The organism is Serratia sp. 506_PEND, assembly GCF_001076875.1.
Classification (GTDB): domain Bacteria; phylum Pseudomonadota; class Gammaproteobacteria; order Enterobacterales; family Enterobacteriaceae; genus Serratia; species Serratia marcescens.
Window position 1 is genome coordinate 1 of the sequence record NZ_JVEL01000368.1, and the last position, 370, is coordinate 370.

At 58.4% G+C, this 370-nt stretch carries 1 protein-coding gene; it reads right to left on the minus strand.

The features are described from left to right. Positions 1 to 370 (minus strand): ImcF-related family protein (locus ADK28_RS11860; RefSeq protein WP_275452765.1); only part of this gene is annotated, 370 nt, incomplete at both ends.

A 370-nucleotide genomic window follows, 5' to 3' on the forward strand; every position in this document is an offset into this window, starting at 1 on the left:
TACACCCGCTGATATAACGGCAGACGGCTCAGTTCCTGCTGCGCGTCGGCGACAGGTTGTGCAAAAGGCTTCCAGGCAGCAATGGCGTCCGGGTCTTTTTGTACCCGTGCTTTATGCCAGTCGGTATGTCTGAGGGCATAATCCAGATGCTGCATCAGCTGTTGTTGGATTTGCCCCTGTTCCGGAAACGCTTTTTGCCAGCGCCCGGCCATGTACTGCTCCACCAGCGGAATGCTGCGCCCCGATGCATCTTCCGTCATGCGCATCACGCGCAGTACCGACATTTTTTCTTCACTGGCAGGAGGGGCCTGCTGCAGGTCCTGTGCCAGCCCCGCCAGCACAGCCGGCAGAAACTGCTGCTGCAATAACG